This is a genomic window from Aeromonas sp. Marseille-Q5825 (assembly GCF_946892685.1).
In the GTDB taxonomy this organism is placed as follows: Bacteria; Pseudomonadota; Gammaproteobacteria; order Enterobacterales; family Aeromonadaceae; genus Aeromonas; species Aeromonas rivipollensis.
The window spans coordinates 333,348-351,994 of sequence record NZ_CAMPOU010000003.1; the positions used below are offsets into that span (position 1 = coordinate 333,348).

The 18,647-nt window shown below is 62.0% G+C and carries 15 protein-coding genes; 11 read left to right on the forward strand and 4 right to left on the reverse strand.

Annotated elements, in window-relative coordinates; all coding sequences use genetic code 11:
• The first annotated feature begins 291 nt into the window (after positions 1-291).
• The 7 genes from OC537_RS09815 (at position 292) to OC537_RS09845 (ending at position 9,203) form a co-directional block, all read left to right on the forward strand.
• On the forward strand, positions 292-1,185 hold the full coding sequence (locus OC537_RS09815; RefSeq protein WP_262110917.1) for a DHHA2 domain-containing protein: 894 nt from the start codon (positions 292-294) through the stop codon (positions 1,183-1,185).
• A 387-nt stretch (positions 1,186-1,572) separates the two neighbouring features.
• Complete coding sequence (locus tag OC537_RS09820; RefSeq protein WP_163135351.1) at positions 1,573-2,013, forward strand: universal stress protein; 441 nt, start codon at positions 1,573-1,575, stop codon at positions 2,011-2,013.
• Positions 2,014-2,260: 247 nt separating this feature from the next.
• Entirely contained in the window at positions 2,261-3,424 is a 1,164-nt protein-coding gene (locus tag OC537_RS09825; protein WP_262110918.1) for an efflux RND transporter periplasmic adaptor subunit, read from the forward strand.
• Entirely contained in the window at positions 3,421-5,478 is a 2,058-nt protein-coding gene (locus OC537_RS09830; RefSeq protein ID WP_262110919.1) for a MacB family efflux pump subunit, read from the forward strand. Before OC537_RS09825 ends, OC537_RS09830 begins: the two co-directional genes overlap by 4 nt.
• Before the next feature lie 2 nt (positions 5,479-5,480).
• Positions 5,481-6,896, forward strand: coding sequence for an efflux transporter outer membrane subunit (locus tag OC537_RS09835; RefSeq protein ID WP_262110920.1), 1,416 nt, complete (start codon positions 5,481-5,483; stop codon positions 6,894-6,896).
• A gap of 133 nt (positions 6,897-7,029) precedes the next feature.
• Positions 7,030-7,836 carry a siderophore-interacting protein gene (locus tag OC537_RS09840; protein ID WP_262110921.1) on the forward strand — a complete coding sequence of 269 codons (807 nt, stop codon included), beginning with the start codon at positions 7,030-7,032 and terminating at the stop codon, positions 7,834-7,836.
• Between the two features lie 260 nt (positions 7,837-8,096).
• Positions 8,097-9,203 carry a 3-deoxy-7-phosphoheptulonate synthase gene (locus tag OC537_RS09845; RefSeq protein WP_262110922.1) on the forward strand — a complete coding sequence of 369 codons (1,107 nt, stop codon included), beginning with the start codon at positions 8,097-8,099 and terminating at the stop codon, positions 9,201-9,203.
• 475 nt (positions 9,204-9,678) lie between these two features.
• Here the strand turns inward: OC537_RS09845 and OC537_RS09850 are convergent, their stop codons facing one another.
• Both OC537_RS09850 and dsdC read right to left on the reverse strand, forming a co-directional pair.
• Positions 9,679-10,086: an H-NS family nucleoid-associated regulatory protein gene (locus tag OC537_RS09850; protein WP_025327689.1), complete on the reverse strand. Its 408-nt coding sequence runs from the start codon at positions 10,084-10,086 to the stop codon at positions 9,679-9,681.
• 393 nt (positions 10,087-10,479) lie between these two features.
• Positions 10,480-11,424 carry a DNA-binding transcriptional regulator DsdC gene (dsdC, locus tag OC537_RS09855; protein WP_262110923.1) on the reverse strand — a complete coding sequence of 315 codons (945 nt, stop codon included), beginning with the start codon at positions 11,422-11,424 and terminating at the stop codon, positions 10,480-10,482.
• A gap of 230 nt (positions 11,425-11,654) precedes the next feature.
• Between dsdC and dsdX the strand changes: the two genes are divergently transcribed.
• The 3 genes from dsdX (at position 11,655) to OC537_RS09870 (ending at position 14,842) form a co-directional block, all read left to right on the forward strand.
• Positions 11,655-12,992 carry a D-serine transporter DsdX gene (dsdX, locus tag OC537_RS09860; RefSeq protein WP_111910220.1) on the forward strand — a complete coding sequence of 446 codons (1,338 nt, stop codon included), beginning with the start codon at positions 11,655-11,657 and terminating at the stop codon, positions 12,990-12,992.
• A 16-nt stretch (positions 12,993-13,008) separates the two neighbouring features.
• Positions 13,009-14,340, forward strand: a complete 1,332-nt coding sequence (locus OC537_RS09865) for a D-serine ammonia-lyase (protein ID WP_262110924.1) — start codon at positions 13,009-13,011, stop codon at positions 14,338-14,340.
• 325 nt (positions 14,341-14,665) lie between these two features.
• Complete coding sequence (locus OC537_RS09870) at positions 14,666-14,842, forward strand: hypothetical protein (protein WP_106886258.1); 177 nt, start codon at positions 14,666-14,668, stop codon at positions 14,840-14,842.
• An 84-nt stretch (positions 14,843-14,926) separates the two neighbouring features.
• On the opposite strand, the gene icd is transcribed toward OC537_RS09870, so the two are convergent.
• Together icd and OC537_RS09880 are read right to left on the reverse strand one after the other, a co-directional pair.
• Positions 14,927-16,180, reverse strand: coding sequence for an NADP-dependent isocitrate dehydrogenase (icd, locus tag OC537_RS09875; RefSeq protein WP_139745922.1), 1,254 nt, complete (start codon positions 16,178-16,180; stop codon positions 14,927-14,929).
• Positions 16,181-16,370: 190 nt separating this feature from the next.
• Positions 16,371-17,246, reverse strand: coding sequence for a helix-turn-helix transcriptional regulator (locus OC537_RS09880; protein ID WP_262110925.1), 876 nt, complete (start codon positions 17,244-17,246; stop codon positions 16,371-16,373).
• A gap of 129 nt (positions 17,247-17,375) precedes the next feature.
• Between OC537_RS09880 and manA the strand changes: the two genes are divergently transcribed.
• Entirely contained in the window at positions 17,376-18,575 is a 1,200-nt protein-coding gene (gene manA, locus OC537_RS09885) for a mannose-6-phosphate isomerase, class I (RefSeq protein ID WP_262110926.1), read from the forward strand.
• The last annotated feature ends 72 nt before the right edge of the window (positions 18,576-18,647 follow it).

The window sequence follows — 18,647 nt, forward strand, 5'->3', positions numbered from 1 at the left end:
AGAGAAGCGGGACTTCAAGTCTTTCGGTAATCTGCCCGAAATCAGGAACCCAAGCATGCCCACTCAGTGACCCCATGCCCCGGACCCGCCGCCAGCGGCCCTGATCAATGACGGCGGTGCACCCTCTCCTTCTCCGACTCTCGGTGCCCCAGGCCAGAGGCCAGAGCCTGGCCGGATTTGCCCCCATCACCGCCAGACAGTAGAGTGGAACCGACTCGGGCCCCATGGCCCTCTCAGGCCCGGCGCCGCGACATGCGGCCGAGCCCATCACCCCACATCAGGAACCGCCTCATGCTTCATGTCTTTGGCCACAAGAATCCCGACAGCGACAGCATCTGCACCGCGCTGGTCACCGCCGACTGGCTCAACCGTCAGGGTCGCACCGCCCAGGCCTATGCATTGGGTGACCCCATTGCCGAGACCCGCTTCATCCTGGAGACGGCAGGGGTGGAGGCCCCCCCGGTTCTGACGGGCAGCGTCGCCAACAAGCCGGTCTTTCTGGTGGATTTCAGCGAACTGGAGCAGGGACCTGAGGGGTTGGCCGAGGCCGATGTGCAGGGCCTCATCGATCACCACCGCATCGGCACCCTCATCACCCGTGGCCCCCTCGATGCCTGGATCAGGGCTGTCGGGTGCAGTGCCACCGTGCTGCTGGAGCTGATGGGCCATGCCAATCTGTCCCGCGCCCAGGCCAGGTTGTTGCTGGGGGCCATCATCAGCGACACCTTCAACTTCACCTCCCCCACCACCACGGCAGAGGACAGGCTAGCGGTCGACCGGCTGCTGCCCATCGCCGATCTGGCCCTGGCCCCCTTTGCCCAGACCCTGCTGGAGCGGCGCACCCAGTTGGGCGATACCCCCCTGTGCGAGCTGCTCGTTGCCGACGAAAAGGCCTACCAGATAGCGGGCCATTCCCTCATGGTCAGCCAGATCTGCGTGATGGATCCTAGCCAGGTGCACAGCCGGATGGAGGAGCTGCATCAAGCCATGGACGCGAGGCTGACCCTGGACTCGCTGGATGGTTATGTCTTGATGCTGACCGATCTGGCCAAGGGAAGCAGTGAGCTCCACTTTGCCAGCGGGGGCATACTGCCCGCCGAGCCGGTCCAGCTGGCGGGGGCCCTCAGCCGCAAGAAAGAGGGGCTTCCCTGGTTGACCCAGCAGCTGTCAAAAGTGCCCCGCTAAGCCCTGTCACAGTGGCGGCCCGCCGACCGCCACTGTGATTGCCCGCCCTTAGACACCAGATCCCGGCACCTTGGCTTGAAGCCAGGCGAGCAGCATGATCACCAGGCACATCCAAGACAAACCCCACTGCTGTGCTGCCCATAGACCATTTACCCATCTCATTCCTCCATCAAGGGAGCCATGGGCGGCATGTCTTCATTCTCCGTTCAACTGCGTCTGTTATGCTGATGTAAACGAAGATGATCTTGCGCGCCCTCACCGACAAAGGATGACGTCTGGCGCCCACAGACAGACAAGTGAGTACCATGCAATACAGAGCGGGATCACTGTGGTAGGGGACAGCTCCTTTGTTCCCGGTGACCCGCGCCATGCCAAGGAGAACTGCTTATGACCCACACCAACATAGTGCTGTTGCTGGAAGGCAAGGATTACGAGCAGGAGACGCTGGCCAAGGCGAGCCGCCTGGCACAAGGGCTGGGCTGCGACTTGACCTTGCTGCACCTGACGCACAGCAGCAAGGTGCGCCGCAAGAGCCTGTCACTGTCCGAGGAAGAGCGCAGTGCCCAGGGCACGCTGGATGCCAAGGCCATCATCAGCGAACTCATCACCCTGCTGCCTCATCCTGTGGATTACCACTGCCTGGTGGTCGATGACGTGGTCAGGGATCTGGGCCAGTGGCTGAGCTCCCACTCGACCTCGCTCCTGCTGGTCGGCAGCCGCCACCACTGGATGGAGGGATCGCTGGCACGCCTGCTCATCTACAAGCTGCCCGTCGATATCCAGATCTGCCACGAGCCCTATGCCGAGCAGCTCAAGGCCGTCGGCTGAGTACCCGGGAGCCCGCTCAATGAGCGAGCTCCCTGCATTTATCCCCTCGGTAGACCTCCCAAGCCCCTTGCACCGCCTCCAGCAGGTATCATGCAGGTCTGGCCTTCCCTCCCCCGGCTGACACTCACCCACCTTAATTGACAACTTCATCTACATGATTTCTTACATATTGCTCGCTTCTTTTTAAGTGCCATTTGCTGCAGGATATCGCCCTTGCACGCCTTCACTCGTTTCGTTCAGGTGATAAATGAAGACTCTTCCAAAACCAGGCAAGTACGCCCTGTTCGCCCTGGCGCTGCTGGCCTTCGTGGTCTGGCTGGCCTGGCCCGGCAAGACCCCGGACCCCGTGCTGACTGCGACCGTGACCCGTCAGGACGTGGAGCAGACGGTGCTGGCCAGCGGCGCCCTGCAGGCCATAGAGCAGGTGGATGTGGGGGCCCAGGTCTCGGGTCAGGTCACCTATCTGGCGGTAGAAGCCGGGCAACAGGTCAAGCAGGGGGATCTGCTGGCAGAGATAGATCCCCTGATAGCCCAGAACAACCTCAAGACCGCCGAGGCCGAGCTGGCCAGCCGCCGTGCCCAGCTCAAGATCAAGCAGGCGCAGCTCAAGCAGAACGAGCTGGCCTGGCGCCGCCAGCAGCAGATGTTCAGGCAGGAGGCGAGCTCCCGGGCCGATCTGGAGAGTGCAGAGGCGCAGCTGGCCGTCACCCGGGCCGAGTTGCAAAGCGCCCAGGCGGACATCGACAACGCCCTGATCAAGGTGGAGCGCACCAAGACGGAGCTCGGCTATAACCGCATTCAGGCCCCCATGGATGGCACAGTCGTCTCCATAGTGACCCGCCAGGGGCAGACCCTGGCCGCCAGCCAGACGGTACCGACCCTGCTCAAGCTCGCCAACCTGGACACCATGACGGTCAAGGCGCAGATCTCGGAGGCGGACGTCACCAAGGTCAGGGCCGGCATGCCGGTCTACTTCACCCTGATAGGAGACCCGGACCGCCGCTATCACGGCACCTTGCGCACTGTCGAGCTGGCCCCCACCAACATCAACGAGCAGAGCGCCAACACCACGACCACCAGCAATGCGGCCATCTACTACTACGCCCTGTTCGATGTGCCCAACCCCGACCATCAGCTGAGGGTCGCCATGACGACCCAGGTCACCATAGTGCTGGGTGAACGCAAACAGGTATTGGCCATACCCCAGACCGCCCTCGGCAAGAAGCTGGGGGAGAACGAATATGAGGTCACCCTGCTCAAGGAGGACGGGCAGAAAGAGACTCGCCGCATCAAGACCGGCATGAAGGATGACATCAAGATAGAGGTGGTGAGCGGCCTGAACGATCAGGACAAGGTGACTCTGGAGCAGGGCAAGCCCGTCCAGAACGATGAGATGGAGATGGTTCCGTGAGCGAGCCCCTGATCCAGCTCAAGGGCATAGAGCGCCGCTATCAGAGCGGGGAGCACGAGGTGACTGTGCTGCACCCGCTGGATCTGACCATAGCGGCGGGGGAGATGGTGGCCATAGTCGGCGCCTCCGGCTCCGGCAAGTCCACCCTGATGAACCTGCTGGGCTGTCTCGATCGCCCGAGCGGCGGCCAGTATCTGTTTCGCGGTCAGGACACCGCCGGCCTGGATGCCCTGGCCCTGGCGCGGCTGCGCTGCCACCACTTCGGTTTCATCTTCCAGCGCTACCATCTGCTGCCCCATCTGGATGCGGCCGCCAACGTGGAGATCCCCGCCATCTATGCCGGCACATCCCGCCCCGAGCGCCAGATACGTGCCCGCACCCTGCTGGCCCGTCTGGGTTTGAGCGATCGCAGCCACCACAGGCCGGGCCAGCTCTCCGGCGGTCAGCAGCAGCGGGTCAGCATAGCCCGGGCGCTGGCCAATGGCGGCGAGGTGATCCTGGCCGACGAGCCCACCGGCGCCCTCGACAGCCACAGCGGCAAGGAGGTGATGGCCATCCTCAAGGAGCTGCACGAACAGGGTCACACCATCATTCTGGTGACCCACGACATGGCGGTGGCCAACCATGCCAATCGCATCATCACCCTGCGGGACGGACGCGTGGTGGAAGACAGCGGTCAACCGGCTGCCAGCCCCGTCATCTCTGCGAGTCAGGCCCACGGGGAGGAGAGTCAGCAGATCCCGCAGGCCGTCACCAACCCAGTCTCCGCCCTCCCCCGACCAGCCGCCGGGCAGGAAGCGCGCGAGCCGGCGCCGGACCGGATCGCCACAGTCTCCGTCGCCAGGCGCGGCAGCCAGGGCTGGGATCGCTACCGGGAGGCGGGTCGCATGGCCCTGCACGCCATGCTGGCCCACCGCATGCGCACCTTCCTCACCATGCTCGGCATCATCATCGGCATCGCCGCCGTGGTCAGCGTGGTGGCGCTGGGTCAGGGGGCCCGCGCCAAGGTGATCGACGACATCAACGCCATGGGCACCAATACCATCGACATCTTCCCCGGCAAGGATTGGGGCGACGAGAAGGCCGCCAGCATCCAGACCCTGAACGAGCGGGATCTCGACGCCCTGCTCGGCCAGCCCTATCTGGAGGGGGCCAGCCCCCAGATCGCCACTTCGGGCCAGCTGCGCTATCGCAACAAGACCAGCAGCGGCAGCGTCGTGGGGGTCGGCAGCGACTTCTTCCGGGTCAAGGGGATGACCCTCACCCAGGGTCGCCTGCTCGATGAGCGGGACATCCGCAGCCGGACGGCGGTGGCCGTGGTGGATGGCAAGACCATAGCCAGCCTGCTCGGCAAGACGGATCCCGTCGGCCAGGTGGTGCTGGTCGGCACCCTGCCGGTGCGCATCGTCGGGGTGGTGGCCCAGGAGACCGGCTTTGGCCCCAGCAGCCGGTCGGTCAATGTCTGGCTGCCTTACAGCGCCGTGATGAGCCGCCTCATCTCCCAGAATCACTTCAGCCAGATCACCATAAGGGTCAAGGACGGGGTCCAGCCCGCGCTGGCCGAGCAGGCCGCCGTGGCGCTGCTGACCCAGCGCCACGGGGTGAAGGATTTCTTCACCTTCAGCAGCGACAGCATCGTCAAGTCGGTGGAGAAGACCACAGCCACCCTGACGCTGCTGGTCTCCGCCATCGCGGTGATCTCCCTCATCGTCGGCGGGGTCGGGGTGATGAACATCATGCTGGTGTCCGTGGTGGAGCGCACCCGCGAAATAGGGATCCGCATCGCGGTCGGCGCCCGTCAGTCCGACATCTTGCAACAGTTTCTGATCGAGGCTGTAATGGTCAGCCTGCTGGGGGGTCTGCTCGGCATCGGCCTGGCCATGTTTATCGGTTTTATCTTCTCCCTGCTCGTGGAGAGCTTCCAGATGCGTTTCTCGCTCTTCTCCATCCTGATGGCCTTCGGTTGCTCCTCGCTCATCGGGATCCTGTTTGGTTACCTGCCCGCCCGCAATGCGGCCCGGCTCGATCCGGTCGAGGCACTGGCGAGGGAATGATGATGCACAACTTATCCGGCCGGGGGCTGCGCCTCTCGTCCAACCAGGAGCGCAGCCGCTTGTCAAAAACGGCGCTTAGCCTGGTTCTCACCGCCTGCCTCAGTGCCTGCAGCCAGCAGAGCACCTACCACAGACCCGAGCTGGACGTGGCGCCAGCGTGGCAGCAGGACGCCCGGGATCTTGGCAGCCAGCAGGCCGGGCTCTGGTGGCAGGGGTTCCAGGATCCCGCCCTCGACCGACTTGTCGATGAGGTGCTCGCGGCCAATCCGGACATGCAGGTGGCGGGGCTCAGGCTCAAAAGTGCCCTGCTCGGCGCCGATCTCGCCGACACCAACCTCACCCCGTCGGTCAACGCCAGCCTGGGGGCGAGCGGCAACAAGAACATGAAGGACGGCAGCGCCAGCAGCAACCTGGGCCCCTCCTTCAACCTGAGCTATGAGGTGGATCTCTGGGGCAGGCTCGCCTCGGTGCGGGATCAGGCCCAGTGGGAGGCAGAGGCCAGCGAGCAGGATAGCGCCGCCACCCGCCTGATGCTGGTAGGCAAGACCCTGGAGCAATACTGGCAGCTGGCGTATCTCGGCTCGGCCCTCTCCCTTGGCGAGCGTCAGCTGGCCAACTACGAGCGGATAGAGCGGCTGACCCGGGCAAAATATGACGCCGGCGCCGTCACCCGCCTCGATCTGGTGCAGGCCAGCCAGCAGAAAGCCGGCAAGCAGGCGGAGCTCGCCTCCCTCACCCTCCAACGGGAGCAGGCCGGCAACGCCCTGCGCCTGCTGCTCGGCCGCAGCAGCGGCCCGCTGGAATTTGCCCCGGCTTCCCTCGCCATGGGCCCCATTCCGACGCTGGCGGTCGGCATCCCCGCCGATATGCTGGCCAGGCGCCCAGACGTGCGGGCCGCCGAGCTGCGCCTTCGCAAGACGCTGGCCAGAGGGGACGAGATCCGCACCGGTTTCTACCCCACCCTCAGCCTCACCGGTGGCGCCAGCACCACCTCGGACACCCTGACCCAGGTGCTGCAGAACCCGGTGGGGACCCTGGGCGCGACCCTGGCGCTCCCCTTCCTCGAGTACAACAAGACCCGGCTCTCCATCGCGAGCTCCGAGATTGACTATCAGATAGCCGAAACCGAGTTTCGCAAGCAGCTCTATACGGCCCTGCTGGAGGTGGAAGACGGCCTGGCCGCTCGTCAGCAGGGGGAGCAGCGGCTGCGTTATCTCGAGCAGCAACTGGCCTATGCCAAAGAGGCCGAGCGGCTGGCGGGGGCCCGCTTCCTGGCGGGCGCCACCGGGGTTCAGCCCTGGCTGGACGAGCAGAATCGACTGTGGGATGCGGAGCTCGGCGTGCTGGCCCAGCAACAGAGCCAGCTCAAGACCATGGCCGGGATCTACCGGGCGCTGGGAGGGAGCGATCGGAGCTAGAGCCTGGTCATCCCCCAGGGCAGCCGGCATGGCCTCCATGCTGGCTGCCCTTGCCCCTTCCCTGCCACAAAGCAATTGATAATAATTTTCATTTAATGAAAAATGAGCGCTCTCGTCTGTCAGGAGTACTCAAATGTCACAGTCCGCCCCGGTCAATCGCCCTCGCCTGCTCACCGTCAAGCATGTCCATGATGTGAGCCCTCATCTGCGCCGAGTCTGCCTGACCAGCCCCGAATTGGCGGATTACCCCTTCAGCTGTGGCGGCGCCCATATCAAGATCATGCTGCCCCGGCCGGGCCAGAGCGAGATAGTGCTGCCAACCCCGACCCCCAAGGGTCCCCGTTGGGAGGATCCGAGCCAGAAGCCCATCATCCGCACCTTCACCATCCGCGCCTTCCGCCGCGAGGCCCTGGAGATCGACATCGACTTCGCCCTGCACGGTGATGTTGGCCCCGCCAGCCGCTTCGCCCTCCACGCCAAGGCGGGGGACAGGCTCGCCATCTCGGGCCCGGGCGGCCCGGACCCCATGTTGCAGCTGGCCGATCACTACTACATGGCCGGCGATCTCACCTCATTGCCCGCCATCAGCGCCATGGCCGAGGTGATGCCGGCAGAGGCCCGGGGCCATATCGCCCTGCTGGTGCCCCATCAGCAAGATGTGCAGGATCTGCCGCTGCCCGAAGGGGTCAGCCTACGCTGGTTTGTCGGCACGCCGGACCAGACCGGCCCCCTGGTGGAGTACTTCACCGCCCAGCCTATGGCTGCCGAGGGAAGTTATTTCTGGTTCGGGGGGGAAGAGGGTCTGGTGGTGCCCCTGCGTCGTCATGTCAGGCGAACCCTGGACACCGATCGCCAGCGGGTCTATGCCGTGCCTTACTGGCGCAGCGGCAAGGATGAAGACGCCTACCATCAGGATCGCCACATCGTTATGGATAGCTGATAACCATCTGTATTCCTTGTACTTATCAGGCCTTCTCCCGCTCGGGGGCGGGCCTGGTTGCCATTCTCCCCTCCGCTCTTACGGCCCGCCCCCCCATCTCTGGTGATCCTCTCGGTAGTGCTTGCATTTGAGACTGGCAGCAAGATAATGATAATCACTCTCAACAAAGATGATATGTCCTAGGCGCAGATCCCCTGAACCAGACACCCGAGCGTTACGGGCCCATCGTCGACCCCATTTCCACAGCAAGGTAATCCCAGATGGCTGTTTTGAATTCGGTAATGCGCGCCTTCGCGGTGGAGGCGCTCCCCACCCCTGCCGACCTGTTGGCACAGCACCCCTGCTTGGCCGATATGGCGCAGCATATTGACCAGCACCGCCACCAGGTGCGCCAGATCCTGAGCGGGGCGGACGATCGCCTGCTGGTGGTGATAGGCCCCTGCTCCATCCATGATCCCGTCGCCGCCCTCGACTATGCGAAAAGGCTGGCACGGCTCGCCACCGAGTATCAGGAGAGCCTGCGGATAGTGATGCGCACCTATTTCGAAAAACCGCGCACCACTGTCGGCTGGAAGGGGCTGGTATTCGACCCTCATCTCGATGGCAGCAACGACATCGGTCACGGGCTCCACCTGGCCCGTCAGCTGCTGCTCGACATCAACCGGCTGGGGCTGGCCACCGCCACCGAGTTCCTCGATACCACCAGCTTCCTCTATCTGGCGGATCTCATCAGCTGGGGGGCGATCGGCGCCCGCACCACCGAATCCCAGGTACACAGGCAGCTGGCTTCGGCCCTGCCCTGCCCGGTCGGCTTCAAGAACGGCACAGATGGCAACATCCGGGTGGCCATCGATGCCATTTTGGCCAGCGAGGCCTCCCATCTGTTCACCGCGCCTGGCAGCCAGGGGGGCATGGTGGTGATCAAGAGCGAAGGCAATCCGGGCGGCCACATCATTTTGCGCGGCGGCACCCTGCCGAACTATCACCAGAGCGACGTGATGGACGCGGCCGAACGCCTGGCGCGCCAGGGGCTCAACCCTCGGCTGATGGTGGATTGCAGCCACGGCAACAGCCAGAAGCTGCACCAGAACCAGCTCCTGGTCGCCGGGGAGCTCTGCCGCCAGTTGCGAGGCGGGAGCACTGCTGTTGCCGCCGTCATGGTCGAGAGCTTTCTGCAAGGGGGCAGCCAGAAACCGGCGCCACTGAGCGAGCTGCAATATGGCTTGTCGGTCACCGATGCCTGCCTCGGCTGGGAAGAGAGTGAGACCCTGCTGGCCATGCTGGCCGATGGGGTCATGGCGCGCCGTCAATTTGCACACAGTCGCTCCATTCCCCTTCGCAATGATCTCGGCCAGCCGGTCAGCTGACCTATTTCCTATTTATTCGCAGCGGGGTCGCCAGGCCCCTATTCAATCTCCAACCCGAGAAATGACATTCACATATTGTCTGAACAGGGGTGTCAAATAGGGCAGTCATGGGGAAAGAAAAATAGTGCGAGCGGGACAAGAACTTCCCCATTGATAGAAAAATGCGCGACCAGGCAAAGCGGGAGGCATGCCCGCAAATCCATCTATTTCATCCCACAGCGATGGGCCATTATTTGTCATCTTGTGTCATCAGAGATAACAAATGGGCTGTATGAGTCCTCATTCTGTCACAGGGGGGTGCGACAGCGATTGGCTTACCGCCAATGGATAGTTTTTATTGGCCCATGATGGTCATGGCTATTGTGGACGGGCGACCCAAATTAGGTGGCTTCCTGGATGGGCAATAGATAGACAGGCTCCTGAAAATAATAATGCCACCCCTTGGGCGGCATTATTGACGACGCTATCCTGGCAATCAGATCAGGAAGTCGTTCAGATCCTTGCCCAGCGCAACTTGCTCGGCAATGGCTTTGGGCATGCGGCCCTGGCCGGTCCAGGTCTTCTCCTGGCCATCTTCCTGATACTTGTATTTGGCAGGACGCGGAGCACGCTTGCTCTTGGTCGCGCCAGCAGCGGCCGGAGTGGCCACGCTGCCGATCAGCTCGCGCGGATCTATGCCAGCCTGTTGCAGCATCTCGGTAAACTCGCTCAGCTTGCGCTGACGCTCTTCCTGCTCGGCCCGCTCTTGCTCTACGGACTCGGCACGCTCGTTATATACCAGATCAAACTTTTCTTTCGCTTCTTGCAGTTGCTCAAACGGCAGTTCACGAATGGCAGCGCGCAAGCTGCGAATGTTCAGCAGAACCTTCAGAAACTCGTTCATTACTTCCTCACAGAATTATTTTTGTATGTCACAGGGATAACTCATTTTGAGAATAGCATGTCCACTCGATAACAACATAATGATTTTATAGTGCCAACGCTATTCCTGACAATCTCATGGTCATTATTCACTGTGGTTAATTCACATCAGGGATCTTATCGGATCACCGCTCAACAGACATTATTTCTTCAACATGGGTTAATCGGCCCCACTTGCCCAGGTATTTGTCACAGAGATAAAAGGGGTGTCATCCAAGCACCTGCATTCATATATAACAAGCCATAGCGCAGCCCACAGCCGCCAGCACAGAATGTACAAATATTGGCCGCCTCATTCTAAGGTCGAATGAAATGAGAGCGAGACCGGGCAGCACTCTGTATCCCTCTCCCTGATTCAATCAATTTCCTTTGCCTGGGCGCTTATCCATTCGATGAATGCCTGGATCTTGGGGCACTGGCGATGGGGGAGCGTGGCCATGTAGTAGCGTTGATTGCAGCGGACCGCCTTGCCAGGGAAGGGCTCCACCAGCTCGTTTCGCTCCAGCCGCTGGCGCACCAGGTTCTTGCGGCCCATGGCCACGCCGGCATGATTGATGGCAGCTATGATGGCCAAGTCGGAGCGATCGAAGCCCATGCTCGACTGACAGGCTTCTAGGGAGATCCCGGCCTGGCGAGCCCAGCTGCACCACTCATCGGTGTCGGAGTCATATCCCCAGGCCTGCCTGTCGTGCAGCAGGCGGCAGTGGTTCAAGTTATCCGGGTTATCGAGCAACTGGTGCCGCTCGGCATATTCGGGGCTGCACACCGGCACCATGTATTCATCCATCAGCGGGTGGATGGCGAGCCGCTCCGGCACCTTGTCGTCAAAATAGAGAGTCAGGTCGATGCCATAGCCGTGCAGGTTGACATTCTCGTTGCCGGTCATGATGTTGAGATCGATCTGGGGGTGCAGGCGGGAAAAATCCGCGAGCCGCGGCACCAGCCAGCACTGGGCGATGGAGGGGCGGGAATAGACTGTCAGGGAACCGGAGAGCTCCTGATTCTTGATCTCCAGGATCTCCTGATTGATGAACTCGAGTGACGACTTGAGTGCCCAGAAGACCCTTTGCCCCTCAGTCGTCAGCATCACCTTGCGGTGAAAGCGCTGGAACAGCTTGAAACCGAGCTCCTCTTCCAGCGCACCTATCCGGTGGCTCACCGCGCTCGGGCTGAGCGCCAGCTCATCCGCCGCCAGGGCAAAGGAGCTGTGGCGGGCCGCCGCCTCGAAGGTGTGCAGCTTGGAGAGCTGATAGCCGCTCAGCAGCTTGTTTCTCGATACATAGTTGTCTTCGGTATACATCCGCCTTCCCCATCACAGGCTCAACATCGCCGCCATGATATCCCGGACGACCCTATTTAGGATGACGCAAACGAACCCAAGTCACATAAATACCGCTAAATGTGATGAATGTGGCACCTTTGCATCAACCCAGCTCATCCAAGAGGCCATTTTCATCATTTGTCAGCCCGGCGCCCTTGCCGTTCAATAGGCCCATCATTCATCTCTTACCATCCTTGTCGAGGCGCAGTATGAATTCTGAAGTGTGGGTCGTCGGTACCTTGCTGACTAGCATCATTCTGATTGTCTTCACCATAGTGAAGGGCAAGGTGCATCCTTTCCTCGCCCTGCTGCTGGCGAGCTTCTATGTCGGCACCATGATGGGGATGAACCCGGTCAAGATGGTCAATGCCATGGAAGAGGGCATAGGCGGCACCCTGGGCTTTCTCGCCGCCGTCATCGGTCTTGGCACCATACTCGGCAAGATGATGGAGGTGTCGGGGGCGGCGGAGCGCATAGGTCTCGCCCTGCAAAAGTGCCGCTGGCTCTCGCCCCAGGTCATCATGGTGCTGGTCGGTCTGGTGTGCGGCATCACCCTGTTTGTCGAAGTCGGTGTGGTGCTGCTCATTCCGCTGGCCTTCTCCATCGCCCGCAAGACCAAGACCTCGCTGCTGACCCTGGCCATTCCGCTCTGCACCGCCCTGATGGCCGTGCACTGCATAGTGCCACCCCACCCCGCTGCGCTCTATGTCACCAATCAGCTGGGTGCCGACATCGGCTCCGTCATCGTCTATGGCCTCGCGGTCGGGCTCTTTGCCTCCCTGGTGGGCGGCCCCCTGTTCCTGAAACTGCTGGGCAAACGGGTGCCGTTCAAGGAGGTGCCCGCCGCCTTTGCCGACATCCAGGCCCGGGATGAGGCAAGCCTCCCGACCTTGAGCGCTTCGCTGTTCACCGTGCTGCTGCCCATACTGCTGATGCTGGCCAAGACGGTGGCCGAGCTCAACATGGATCACGCAAGCCACCTCTACACAGTGCTGGAGTTTATCGGCAACCCCATCACCGCCATGTTCATCGCCGCCTTCACCGCCTACTACGTGCTGGGGATCCGTCAACGCATGAAGATGGAAGGGCTGCTGGACAAGACCGAAGAGTGCTTCTCCTCCATCGCCAACATCTTGCTCATCATAGGGGCGGGCGGCGCCTTCAACGGCGTGCTCAAGGCCAGCGGCCTGGGGGACAGCCTGGCGACCATACTCTCCCAGCTGGACATGCACCCCATACTGCTCGCCTGGCTGGTGGCCATAGTGCTGCACGCCGCCGTGGGCTCGGCCACCGTCGCCATGATGGGGGCCACCGCCATCGTCTCCCCCATCATGGTGCACTACCCGAACATCAGCCCCGAGATCATGACCCTGGCCATCGGCTCAGGCGCCATTGGCTGCACCATGGTGACCGACTCCCTGTTCTGGCTGGTCAAACAGTATTGCGGCGCCACCCTGAATGAAACGCTCAAGTACTACACCAGTGCCACCTTTGTCGCCTCCCTGATGGCGCTGGCCGGTACCTTCCTGCTCTCCTATATCGTGTAAAAGACAGAGACATCCCATGAAAAACATCGACGTCCAACAGCTCATTACCCAATTCCCGCTGGTGCAATCCCTGATAGCGCTCGAGCCGGTGACCTGGTTCAACCCCAATGCCACTACGCTGGCGGTCGGTCTGCCCTATGTGGGGCTCGATGGCAACGATGTGGCGGATGCGTCGGCTCGCCTGGCCCGCTTCGCCCCCTATATGTGTGACGCCTTCCCCGAGACCCGCGCCAGCAAGGGCATTCTGGAGTCCGAGATAGCGGCCATCCCGGCGATGCAGGCAACGCTCAATGCGCGCTACGGCGTCGAGCTGACCGGCAAGTTGTTGCTTAAAAAAGACAGCCACCTGCCCATCTCCGGCTCCATCAAGGCCCGTGGCGGCATCTACGAGGTGCTGACCCACGCCGAACGGCTGGCCATCAAGGCCGGATTGCTCTGTGAAGAGGACGATTATCGCAAGCTGTTCACGGACGAGTTACGCCAGTTCTTCGGCCAGTACAGCATTGCGGTGGGGTCGACCGGCAACCTCGGCATGTCCATCGGCATCATGAGTGCCAAGCTCGGCTTCACCGTCACAGTCCACATGTCCGCCGATGCGCGGGAGTGGAAGAAGCGCAAGTTGCGCGAACACGGGGTGATCGTCGTGGAATATGCCGAAGATTACGGGGTAGCTGTGGAGCAGGGGCGCAAGGAGGCCGAGCGCGATCCCAACTGCTTCTTCATCGACGACGAGAACTCCCGCACCCTGTTCCTCGGCTACTCGGTAGCCGGTGAGCGGGTGAAAAAGCAGTTCGATGAGATGGGCATCAAGGTGGATGCCGAGCACCCGCTCTTCGTCTACCTGCCCTGCGGCGTTGGCGGTGGCCCGGGGGGCGTGGCATTTGGCCTCAAGCTCGCGTTCGGGGACAACGTCCACTGCTTCTTCGCTGAACCCACCCACTCTCCCTGCATGTTGCTCGGGGTCCACACCGGATTGCACGACGCTATTGCGGTGCAGGATCTGGGCATAGACAACCTCACCGCCGCCGATGGCCTGGCGGTGGGACGTGCCTCCGGCTTCGTCGGCCGCGCCATGGAGCGGCTGCTCGATGGCTTCTACACCCTGAGCGATCAGGAGATGTATGACCTGCTGGGGCTGCTGGCCCGGGACGAGCAGATCCGCCTCGAGCCTTCGGCCCTGGCCGGCATGCCGGGCCCCTGGCGGGTCAGCGCCGATGGCGACTGGCAGGCATCGCGCGCTCTGGATGCTGGGCGCATGGCGCAGGCCACCCACCTGGTGTGGGCCACCGGCGGCGGCATGGTACCCGCCGAGGAGATGGCAAAATACCTCGCCACCGCCCAGCTCTGAGCTTTTTTTCAACCGAAAAACCCGCCACCCCGGCGGGTTTTTCTCTTCTGGGATCAGCAAGATGGCATGCTCTTTGCCCAAGCTTGGCTACCCCCCGTGCCCCTCCCCTTGCCGTCAATCCCCCCAAGTTGGTTATTTTGTGATACGATAGAGGCCGTTTTTTGACATCTGCGCCCCGTTGTCGCCTTGATCCTGCAAGATCACCACCCAGTCCGGTGGGCACAACGAGCTTGGGCGCAGCACCACAAGTGACCCGGTTGAGTCAATGCTGGCGGCCTGTGCCGGCGAACGACACCAGGGGCACCTTAGATAAGGAGATCGGGCTATGAAACAGTATCAAAGCTGGCTTGGACAATATCTGATGAGCCGTCGCGATGGCGATCACGCCATGGCTTCCGAACTCGCCAACTCCATCTGCGAGTTCTGGCAGGCGCAGGGGGATGAGGCCGAAAGCAGCAAATGGCAGCAGCTCTACCAGCAGCACGTGGAAAAGACCACCTGAGGGCGGCACCTTCAGGCTTTCTGGCCTGTCACCCATAAAAAAACCGGCGCTCATGGCGCCGGTTTTGCTTTTTCGGATTTCCGATCACATCTGGTCGACCATGTCCTGGGCGAACTGGGAACAGGAGCGCAGGGTGGCGCCTTCCATCAATCGCTCGAAGTCATAGGTGACTGTCTTGTTGGCGATGGCAGCTTCCATGCCCTTGACGATGAGGTCGGCCGCTTCGGTCCAGCCCAGGTGGCGCAGCATCATCTCGGCGGAGAGGATGAGGGAACCCGGGTTTACCTTGTCCTGACCTGCGTACTTGGGCGCGGTGCCGTGGGTCGCCTCGAACAGCGCCACGCCGTCGCCGATGTTGGCGCCCGGGGCTATGCCGATACCACCGACCTGAGCGGCCAGGGCGTCGGATATGTAGTCACCGTTCAAGTTCATACAGGCGATGACGTCATACTCGGCCGGACGCAGCAGTATCTGTTGCAGGAAGGCATCGGCGATGACGTCCTTGACGATGATGGTCTTGCCGGTCTTCGGGTTCTTGAAGGAGCACCAGGGGCCGCCGTCAATCAGCTGGGCATCGTACTCTTTCTGGGCCAGGGCATAGCCCCAATCCTTGAAGGCACCTTCGGTGAACTTCATGATGTTGCCCTTGTGCACCAGGGTCACGGAGTCGCGATCGTTGTCGATGGCGTACTCGATGGCGGCACGGACCAGACGCTCGGTACCGGCCTTGGACATGGGCTTGATGCCGATGCCGCAGGACTCGGGGAAGCGGATCTTCTTCACGCCCATCTCGTTTTGCAGGAAAGCGATCACCTTCTTGGCTTCATCGCTGTCCGCCTTCCACTCGATGCCGGCGTAGATGTCTTCGGCGTTCTCGCGGAAGATCACCATGTCGGTCAGCTCGGGGTGCTTGACCGGGCTCGGGGTCCCTTCGTAGTAACGGACCGGGCGCAGGCAGACATAGAGGTCCAGCTCCTGGCGCAGGGCCACGTTGAGGGAGCGAATACCGCCACCGACCGGGGTGGTCAGCGGGCCCTTGATGGCCACGCAGTATTCACGAATGAAATCCAGGGTTTCGGCCGGCAGCCAGGCACCTTCACCATAGATATGAGTCGATTTCTCGCCGGTATAAATCTCCATCCAGGCGATTTTGCGCTCGCCCTTGTAGGCTTTCTCGACCGCAGCGTTCACCACGTTCAGCATGGCCGGGGTCACGTCCACACCTATGCCATCCCCTTCGATAAACGGAATGATGGGGTTGTGGGGAACGTGCAGCTTGCCGCTGGCATCGACTGTGATTTTCTGACCCTGGGTCGGGATAACTACTTTGCTTTCCATCGGCATCTCCTAACTTCCGTTTGTTATCAATCTGATCGTTGCGCGCGGCCATCTTAGCCCATCCATTTGCATAATCAAATGGCGGGCGTGCATGTCCGACCATAGTCGGGGACTGGATCACAATGCGCCGCTTCTGTCCGCTCCCCAAGAGGCGCAAGACCGTGCAGTTCGGCCATGGCGAGCGCCGCCGTCATGGCGTCAGGCTCTCGCTCTGCCCCTGAGGCTGGCTCAGGGCGCGGTACTGGGAGGGGGTCAGCCCTGTCTTTTGCTTGAACACCCGGCAGAAATAGTTCACATCGCTGTAACCACAGCGGCTGGCCACCTCTTCCAGCCGGAAGCGATATTTTTTCAGCATGAACTTGGCCCGATCGATGCGAACCCAGCTGATGTAGTCCGCCAGGCGCATGTGCCCCTGCTCGCGAAACAGGTGGGAGAGGTGGCTGGCCGAGACGTTGAAGCGGTGGGCGATGGAGTCACGGGTGATGGGGCGGTGAAAGTTCTCCTGGATATAGATGCAGATGCCGTGAAACAGGTCAGCCCCTCTCGGCCGCTCGAAGGTGGACTCCGCCAGCAATTGACGGGCGCTGGTGAGCAGCGCCTGCAACAGGTGGTTGTCGGTGGGGGAGCGGCCCGGGTCTTCCACCAGCACGTTGAGGGCCGCCAGTATGTGTTCATTCACATGGCCGGCCCGGGCCATGATGCTGTGCTTTTGCACATCGAAGAAATCCGGGTCTTCCCGGCGCTTGCTCACCAGGCTGAAACCGAGCTGGCGCTTGCCAAACAGCAGGCTCAGCACAGAGCAGTCCATGGTCCAGAGCGGCTTGTTCCAGCCGTTGGGGGGTATGTAGAGCGCCTGCCCCGGCAGCACGCTGACCTCCTGGCAACCCGACTCCCTGTCCCAGATCTGGTTGAGGTATTCGCCGCTGAATACCAGCTCGAGGCGGGGAAAGTTGACCTGGTAGCTGAAGCCGGGTGGCACCCCCTGATCCTGGGCAAACCAGATCTGTTCGAAGGGAACCTGGTCGTGGAGGGCTCCGTCGAGCAGCTGGCTGAAGATGAGTGACATGATGATCCCGATCAAGAGAGAGGCAAGCGATTGCGGCGGCAAAGGCCGCCCATGTTATAGTCCGGGCCGGACCGTCAATTCCACCCTTTTCTTCAAACCACTTTCTTCACGACAAATGAGGCGTCCCTTATGAGCAGTCGAGATCTGCCCTCCTTTCTGTTGATGCAAAATCCGATTCAAGGTTATGACTGGGGCAGCCATGACGCCCTCACCACACTGTTTGGCATCCCCAATCCGGCTGGCAAACCCCAGGCGGAACTCTGGATGGGGGCCCACCCCAACGGCTGCTCAGAGGTGACCCTGGCGGGAGATGTGCAGAAACTCTCGACCCTGATAGAGCGCGCCCCCGCCGCCGTGCTGGGGGACGCCACCGTCGCCCGCTTCGGCAGCCTGCCCTTCCTGTTCAAGGTGCTGTGTGCCGAGAAGGCCCTCTCCATCCAGGTGCACCCGAGCAAGGCCCAGGCCGAAGCTGGCTTTGCCAAGGAAGAGGCCGCCGGCATCTCGCCCAAGGCAGCCAATCGCAACTACAAGGATCCCAACCACAAGCCGGAGCTGGTGTTTGCCCTCACCCCCTATCAGGCGATGAACGGTTTTCGCGCCATCCCGGCCATACTGGCGCTGTTCGATGCCATGGCGCTGCCGGCGCTGGCCGAGCTGACTGCGGCGCTGCGCCAGTCACAGGATGAGGCTGGCTTGCAGCACTTCTTCCACCAGATGCTGATCCTGGACGGTGCGCGCAAGGAAGAGGCCCTTGCGGGTCTGCTGGCCTATGCCGCCGCCCGTCAGGATGACGAGACCTTGGCGCTGATCACCAGCCTGGCCGCGCAGTACCCGGGGGATGTCGGTCTCTTCTCGCCGCTCTTGCTGAACGTGGTGACCCTCAAGCCGGGTCAGGCCATGTATCTGGACGCCTGCACCCCCCACGCCTATGTGCGCGGCACCGGCCTTGAGATCATGGCGAACTCCGACAACGTGCTGCGCGCCGGGCTCACCCCCAAATACATAGATGTGGCAGAGCTGCTGGACTGCACCCGCTGCCTGCCCAAGCCGGACGATCAGATCCTGCTGGCCCCCCACCTTGAAGGGGCTGTGCAGCACTTCGAGGTGCCGGTACCTGACTTCACCTTCAGCGTCTACCCGGCCGGTGAGCACGCACTCACCACCGCCAGCGCCGAGATACTGTTTGCCATCGATGGCACAGTGACCCTCCAGCAGGGTGAGCAGTCACTGCGCCTGGAGAAGGGGCAATCTGCCTTCGTCCCCGCCGCCACCGGCAGCTACCGGCTGCTGACCGAGGGGCGGGTCGCCCGCGCCGGCAACCGCTGCTAGGGAGCGCCATGCCCCCCTGAATCCACAAGGGCCATCTTCGGATGGCCCTTGTCGTTTCTGCCCCAAGGAAGA